The 6,864-nt window shown below is 72.9% G+C and carries 7 protein-coding genes; 2 read left to right on the top strand and 5 right to left on the bottom strand.

Going from position 1 to position 6,864, the window contains the following annotated elements:
• Positions 1-198: 198 nt before the first annotated feature.
• Complete coding sequence (locus ACIHFD_RS30635; RefSeq protein WP_397369817.1) at positions 199-1,203, top strand: hypothetical protein; 1,005 nt, start codon at positions 199-201, stop codon at positions 1,201-1,203.
• A gap of 21 nt (positions 1,204-1,224) precedes the next feature.
• Here ACIHFD_RS30635 and ACIHFD_RS30630 read toward each other — a convergent pair whose 3' ends face one another.
• Genes ACIHFD_RS30630 through ACIHFD_RS30620 form a run of 3 tightly spaced genes read right to left on the bottom strand, consistent with a single transcriptional unit; the run spans position 1,225 to position 3,902 of the window.
• Positions 1,225-2,064, bottom strand: a complete 840-nt coding sequence (locus ACIHFD_RS30630; protein ID WP_397369816.1) for an NAD(P)H-binding protein — start codon at positions 2,062-2,064, stop codon at positions 1,225-1,227.
• A gap of 15 nt (positions 2,065-2,079) precedes the next feature.
• Complete coding sequence (locus ACIHFD_RS30625) at positions 2,080-2,706, bottom strand: TetR family transcriptional regulator (protein ID WP_397369815.1); 627 nt, start codon at positions 2,704-2,706, stop codon at positions 2,080-2,082.
• 41 nt (positions 2,707-2,747) lie between these two features.
• A complete protein-coding gene (locus tag ACIHFD_RS30620; RefSeq protein ID WP_397369814.1) occupies positions 2,748-3,902 on the bottom strand; it encodes an FAD-dependent oxidoreductase in 1,155 nt (384 codons plus the stop codon).
• Between the two features lie 80 nt (positions 3,903-3,982).
• On the opposite strand from ACIHFD_RS30620, the gene ACIHFD_RS30615 reads away from it, so the two are divergent.
• Positions 3,983-4,525: a TetR/AcrR family transcriptional regulator C-terminal domain-containing protein gene (locus ACIHFD_RS30615; protein WP_397369813.1), complete on the top strand. Its 543-nt coding sequence runs from the start codon at positions 3,983-3,985 to the stop codon at positions 4,523-4,525.
• Here the strand turns inward: ACIHFD_RS30615 and ACIHFD_RS30610 are convergent.
• Positions 4,522-5,550, bottom strand: a complete 1,029-nt coding sequence (locus ACIHFD_RS30610) for an alpha/beta hydrolase (RefSeq protein WP_397369811.1) — start codon at positions 5,548-5,550, stop codon at positions 4,522-4,524. The genes ACIHFD_RS30615 and ACIHFD_RS30610 overlap by 4 nt on opposite strands.
• A gap of 11 nt (positions 5,551-5,561) precedes the next feature.
• A complete protein-coding gene (locus ACIHFD_RS30605) occupies positions 5,562-6,776 on the bottom strand; it encodes an amidohydrolase family protein (RefSeq protein ID WP_397369810.1) in 1,215 nt (404 codons plus the stop codon).
• Between the last annotated feature and the right edge of the window lie 88 nt (positions 6,777-6,864).

Genomic DNA, 6,864 nt, shown 5'->3' with positions numbered 1-6,864 from the left:
GCCCCCTCCCCTCCCCCGCCCCCCCCCCCCCCCACCCGCCGCCCTCCCCCCCCCCCCCCCCGCCCCCCCCCCCCCCCCCCCCCCCCCCCCCCCCCCCCCCCACTACGGAGAACGGCGACAGACTGATGAAAGCGTGGCGAAAGACCCTCCCGCCAAACTGTGTGGGTGCATGGCTTACAGCCGATATCGCGTATCGCCTTGGTGTCGCTCGGGGGTTTCACGCTGGGAGCGCTGGTGGCGTTCGGCGTACTCGCGATCCAGGCCGCCGGCGTCGCCGACGCGGAGTCTCGCGCCACGGCGCGGGCCTCGGCCACGGTCCAGTACATCGACTTCGACGACCAGGGCAATCCGGAGATGTTCTACCTGGACTGGTCCGACGGCAGGAACAGCCATCAGACGATGATCCAGGCCGACTCCGAACATTTCGTGCGGGGCTCGGTGCTGCCCATCCGCTACGACCCTGCCGAGCCCGGCGGTCTGGTGTTCCCCGCCGGGCATGAGGACGTGCCCCCTCCCGGGGACATGCTCAGGCGGGCCCCGTTCGTCGTCGCGGGCGTCTACGGGCTCGGGCTCGTCCTGGTGCTGGCCCGGTTCCTGCTCAACCGGCACGCGGCGTCGGCGGCCGAGGTGCGGTGGCAGGTCCGGCCGCTGATCCTGGCGTACAGGACGAAGGGGGTCCGCTGGTTCAGCCCGTACCTGAAGCTCGTCCCCGAGCGCGGGGCGAGGCCGTACTACCAGCGGGTCCACTGGGATCCCGCCGTCGACGAGCGGGCGGAGGGACTGAAGGCGCAGGTGCGGATCGGGGGAGGGCCGTTCAGGCGAGCGGTCGTGATCACCGGGGACGGCACGCGGCTGTGGCCGGCGGGGCGGCTCCGGCGGCGCACGCCACGGGGCTGGGAGGAGTCCGACAGGCCGTTGGGGAAACCGTACTGGCACGGGCCGGGCTGGGTGCTGGTCGCGTCGATCACGGGGGTGACCGCCGCCGGGCTGCTCCGGCTCGACGCGCTGCTCTACCTGGTGCCGATCCTGGCCCTGCTCGTGGGGCTGATCTGCCTCATGTGGGGCTGGTACGGAGGCCGGCCCCTGTACCGCTCACCCGGGTACGCGCCGGGAGTCGAGCCCAGGCCCGGGCCGCCGCAGAACCCGCGCGGATCGAGCCCCCGACGCGGCCGCAGGAAGAAGACACCCCCGCAGAACAGGTGAAGACGCCGGCCGCACCCGCGCTCAGCGGAAGTCGTCCGCGTGGTCGACGGCCCATTCGGCGAACGTGCGCGCCGGGCGGCCGGTCACCTTCTCCACCGCCGTCGAGGTCTGGGCGGGTATGCCGTCGCGGGCCGCCCACTGCTTCATGATCACCTCGACGCCGGCCGCCGGCGTCGTCCGGCCCATCTCCTCCCGCGCCTGCGCCTCCGACACCACCTCGACGGCGATCGCACGCCCGATCGCCTCCCCGATGTGCTCGACCTGCCGCCGCAACGTGAGCGACTCCACCCCGTACACGGTGTACGCCCGCCGCTCGTGCCCGGGCTCGGTCAACGCCGTCACCGCGAGCGCCGCCAGGTCCTTCTCGTGGATGGGGGCGGTCTCGGCCTCCGGGTACGGCAGCCGCACCGCGCCCCCGCCCCGGATCGCCGCCTGCCACCACCACAGCGTGTTCGTCGCGAACATCCCCGGCCGGATGAACGTCCAGTCCAGCCCCGAGCCCTCCACGGCCGTCTCGACGACCTGGTGGTGCACGGCGATCGGGTTGTGTTCGGAGCCCTCGATCACGACCGCCGCCGACGACAGCAGCACCACCTGCCGCACCCCGGCCGACCTGGCCGCCTCGACGAAGCCCGCGACACCGTCCGGTTTGGCGTACACGAACACCTTCGTGGCGCCCTCCAGCGCGGCGGGCAACGTCTCAGGAAGGTCCAGATCGGCCGCCACGACCTCCGCGGAAGCGGGCAGGCCGCCCCTTTCCGGGTCCCTGCTCGTCACCCGCACCCGTTCGCCGGCCGCCAGCAGGCCGGCGGCGACATGGCGCCCCACACTGCCCCGAGCCCCGAAGACCACCATCACCATCGCCGCAGAACCTCCCTAATCATCGGCCTGGCCGAGAAGCCTGACCAGCTCACCGTGCAGGCGGCGGCGCACCTCGGGCGAGAGCGGGTCGTCGCCGAAGATGTCGCGGACGAACTGCGGCATCGTGATCGGCGCGAACACCACCGCATAGGCGACCAGCAGCGCGAACGCCGGATCGACCCGATCGGTGACCTCCCCGGCCTCCTGCCGCCCGCGCATCCGCTCCAGCGACTCGGCCATCCGGGCGCGTTGCGCCTGCGCGAACCGCTGTCCCTCCTCGGCGTCGGCGAACGGGCAGTCGCCCAGCGCCTGCCACACCACCAGCCGCGCCCATTCCGGGTCGTCGAGCGTGCGCTCCAGCTGGGCCCCGACCGACTCCGCGAACGAGGTGGACGAGGCGTCGGACGCGGCCTCGTCCACCTGCCGGCGCCGCCGCAGCTCCTCCAGCAGTCCCTGCTTGCCGCCGAAGTAGTAGGAGATCAGCTGCTGGTTGACGCCGGCGCGGGCGGCGATCCCGGCGGTGCGCGCGCCGGAATATCCCTTCTCGCCGAACTCGCTCACGGCGGCCCGCAGGATCCGCTCCCGCGTCAGCTCCGCCGCCTTGCCGCGCTCCTCAGGGCGCGGCGCCCTCCGTGCCGCCATGTGCAAGGACGATAGAGCATCAATCGTTTGGTTGACAAGTGTCACCTGGATGATTGAGAGTCCGCCGGGACGAACCGCTTCATGGCCTCCTTGCCGTGCTCCACCGCCGCGTTCCCGCGTTCCAGCAGGTCGGCCTGGTATTCCGTCAGCGCCGACCGGAGGTCCCGCTCGCCCCGATGGACCTCGGCCAGCCCGTCGGCCAGCCGCCGGGCGTCCTGGATGGCGGTGTTCGCGCCGTTGCCGCCGCTGGCCAGCGTCAGGTGGGCGGCGTCGCCGAGGAGCGTGATCCGGCCCGCCGGCCACGCGGGCACGGGGCGGTCGTAGACCTTGGCGGGGCCCGCGGCGCTCATGTCCGCCGAGCGCACGAGCTCCCGCAGGTCGGGGTGCCAGCCGTCGATGAGCTCCAGGACGAGCTCGCGGGCGTCCACCAGGGTCTGCCGCGACGCCGGGTGCTCCGGGGGCACGAGCAGCACCCACCGCACGTAGCTGTCCCGGTGGGGCAGGTCCAGACCGGGTACGAGCTCCGCGGCGGCCTCCGAGGGCTCCCTGGCGAACCGCATGCGGCCCAGCATCAGCGTGATCCCCGGGCCCTTGACCATGGTGCCCCGGCCCGGAACCAGCTCCGCGAAGCGTTCGGTGATCGGCGTGCGGCCCATCGCGCCGCATAGTCCGGCATCGACGTGGCCCACCTCGGGGGCCACGTGGCGGCGGACCACCGAGTTGCCGCCGTCGGCGCCGATCAGCACGTCGCCCGTGGCCTGGGTGCCGTCGGCGAAGCGGGCCGTCACCGTCTCGCCGGTCTCGGCGACCCCGGTCAGGCGTTTGCCGTGCGTGACGCGGTCGCCGAGACCGCCGAGCAGGATCCGCCGCAGCACCTGACGATCGACGGCCCTGGTCTCGTCCGGCGGTCCGGGCAGGTCGCTGCTGAGCAGCGTGAGCCGCTCGTCGAACAGCAGCCCGGGGCCGTCCAGGTCGCCGCTGGTCGCCTCCGCCAGCGCGTACAGCCGCTCCGGCAGGCAGGCGCGCAGCTCCGCCCACCCGAGCGGCGCCAGCCCGATCCGGTAGCCCTGGAAGCGATCGCCGCTGCCGTCGTCGGCCTCGTACACGTGTACGTCGATGCCCGCGCGCACCAGCGCGTGCGCGAGGGCCAGCCCGCCGAGGCCCGCCCCGATCACGAGAACCCGTTGTCCGCTCATGCCGTCCTCCCTGTCCGACGTGAACAACGTTCACGTGTACATTGTTCACGTAAGCGGAGCCGTACTGTCAAGGAGGTCTCATGGGGGAGCGGCGCGACCAGGTCCTCCGGGCGGCGATCGAGCTGCTCGACGAGGTCGGCCTGGACGGGCTGACCATGCGCCGCCTGGCCGGCCGGCTCGGGGTGCAGGCCGGGGCGCTGTACCGGCATTACCCCAGCAAACAGGCGCTACTGGACGCGATGGTCGCGCACCTGGTCACCCCGCAGGACGGCCCCGCACCGCCGCTCGACGGCCCCTGGGACGAGCAGCTGCGGATCGTCGCGATCGGCATCCGCGAGCTCATGCTGGCCCACCGGGACGGGGCCCGCCTCATGGCGACGTTCCAGCACGCGGGGGACGAGGCCGTGGCCGGCTTCCACGCGCTCGTCGCGGCCCTGTCCGCGGCGGGCATCCCCGCGGACAGGGCCGCCGTGGCCGTGGACACCGTCATGGCCTACGTGAACGGCTACACGGTCGAGGAGCAGGCCAGGAAGGCCGAGACCTGGCCCCGGGAGCAGCGCGACGCGGCCTTCCGCGCCGGGCTGGAGCTGATCCTCGCCGGCGTGCGCAGCCTGCGGACCTAGGGGGTCAGACGGCGGGACAACCAGGCGAGGGCGAGCGGGTAGCGGTACTCGATGGCGCCGTGGCCGGCGTCGAAGAGCTCGAAATAGACGTTCTCGTCCTTGACGCCCGCCGCCTCCAGCGCCCGCCGGAACGCCACCGCCCCGAAGTCCAGGAAGTACTCGTCCTTGCTCCCGGCGTCCACCCAGATCGCCCGCATCGAGCGCAGGGCCTCGGCGTGCCGCGGGGCCATCAGCACGGGATCCCAGGACAGCCAGCGCTCCCACACCTCCGGCACGACGGCGCCGGTGTCGTCGAAGGGCAGGCGTACGGTCCCGTCGGGGTCCGCGGAGTAGGCGGCCGCGTACGCGTACATCTCCAGCAGCTCCAGGTCCCCCTCCTTGGTCCCGGCCAGGCGGCCGCGGAAGTCGGCGAGGAACGTGTCGTACGAGCCGCCGTACATGTCCCGCAGCCTGCGCGCCACCTCGGGGAACGACCCGCGCGAGCACACCTCGAACAACGCGTCGCCGGCGTGCGTGGCCAGCGCGCCGAACACGTCGGGCGCCAGCATCGCGGTGACCATGGCCCCGTAGCCGCCGCTCGACTTGCCGGTGACCGCCCGGTGGTCGCGGTCGGCGATCGTGCGGTAGCGGGCGTCCACCCACGGCACGACCTCGTCCCGCAGGTAGGAGTGGTAGCGCCCGGTGCCGGGGGAGTCGAGGAACTGGCTGCCGCCGAGCGCGGTCCACGCGTCCACGTACACGACGATCGCGGGCAGGGCCTCCCCTGAGGCGAAGGCGGCGTCCGCGAGCTCCGGGTACGGCTGCCGGAACGGAGTCCGGTTCAGCCACATGGCGACGTGGCCGGTGTAGCCGAGCAGCACGTAGATCGAGGGGTAGCGACGGGAGGGATCGTCGTCGTACCCGGGCGGGACGTACACCATGATCGGGCGCTCGTGCGGATCCCCCAGGGGGTTGCCGCGCAGCAGGGCGCTGTCGATGACGGCGTGGTCGAGACGGCCGGCCAGTTCGGCGGACCAGGGCAGCATGAAGAATCCTCTCAGCCGACGGACGAGGTCACCGTGTCGATGCCCGTCTGCGTGACGGAACGACCGGAGATCAGGACGAGTGTGAGCTTGCGCAGGTCGGCCAGGCGTTCGAGCGGATCGCCCTTGACCGCGATGAGGTCGGCCCGCTTGCCCGCCTCCAGGCTGCCGGTCACCCCGCCCACCCCGCAGGCGTCGGCGGCGCGCACGGTGGCCATCTCGATGATCTCCGCGTGGCCGAACCCGGCCTCCGCGAACACCTCCAGGCCGGCGATGTACCCGTCGGTCTCGTTGGCGATGCCGCCGTTGGTGAACCCGGCGTCGGTGCCCGCGACGAGCCGGATCCCGGCCTCCCGCATGGCGGCCACCGCGTTCAGCCAGGCGTCGATCATCTCGGGCCCGTAGGCCTCGCGCATCCGCCAGAACACGCCGTGCACGGTGGGGCACACGTACGTGCCGCTCGCCGCGACGAGGTCGGCCAGCTCGGCGTCGTAGTCGTGTCCCGACGGGCCGAAGAACGTGCAGTGCTCCAGCGTCGTGACGCCCGCCTCGATGGAGCTGCGGATGGAGGCGTGCGCGTGGGCATGGGCGGCGACGCCCTTGCCGCGCGACGCGGCCTCCTCCACGACGACCCTGAGCTGCTCCGTGCCGTACTGCGGGACCCAGCTCGGCGGCGCGCCCGGCGTCATCAGGCCGCCGGAGGCCATCACCTTCAGGCAGTCGGCGCCCGCCCGGAGGTTCTCCCTGGCGACGCGGCGGATGGCGGGCTCGTCGTCGGCCTCGCCGCCCATGTACCAGCAGTGGCCGCCGGTGATCGTGATGGGCCTGGTGGCGGCCACGAGGTGCGGGCCGACCGTGAGGCCCTCCTCGATCGCGTCGCGCAGGGCCAGGTCGAGGAAGCCGCGCGAGCCCAGGTCGCGGGCGGTGGTGACGCCGGCGGAGACGAGCTTGCGCGCGTTCTCGGCCATGCGTAACAGCAGGTGGTGGTCGCTCTCGGAGCTGCGCCGGGTCACCGGGTCCACCTTCGCGTCGAACCCCAGGTGGACGTGCGCGTCGATCAGCCCGGGCAGCACCGTGTGGCCCGGCAGGTCGAGGACCTCGGCGGCCTCGCCCCCGCTGCCGCGCGGCCCCACGGAGACGATCCGGTCGCCGTCGACGAGGACCTCGCCGTCGGCGATCACCTCTCCGGGCCGGCCGGTGAGCACTCTGGCGGCGCGAATGATCCTCATACCGCCAGCCTGCCATGCGCCTTAAGGCCACGAGAAGGAGATCTGAAGCGCGCCCTGCGACCTTTGAGCCATCGAACGAACCGGAAAG

The organism is Nonomuraea sp. NPDC051941, assembly GCF_044593615.1.
The sequence above is the reverse complement of the archived record's forward strand: the minus strand, read 5'-3'. Positions and strand labels throughout refer to the sequence as shown.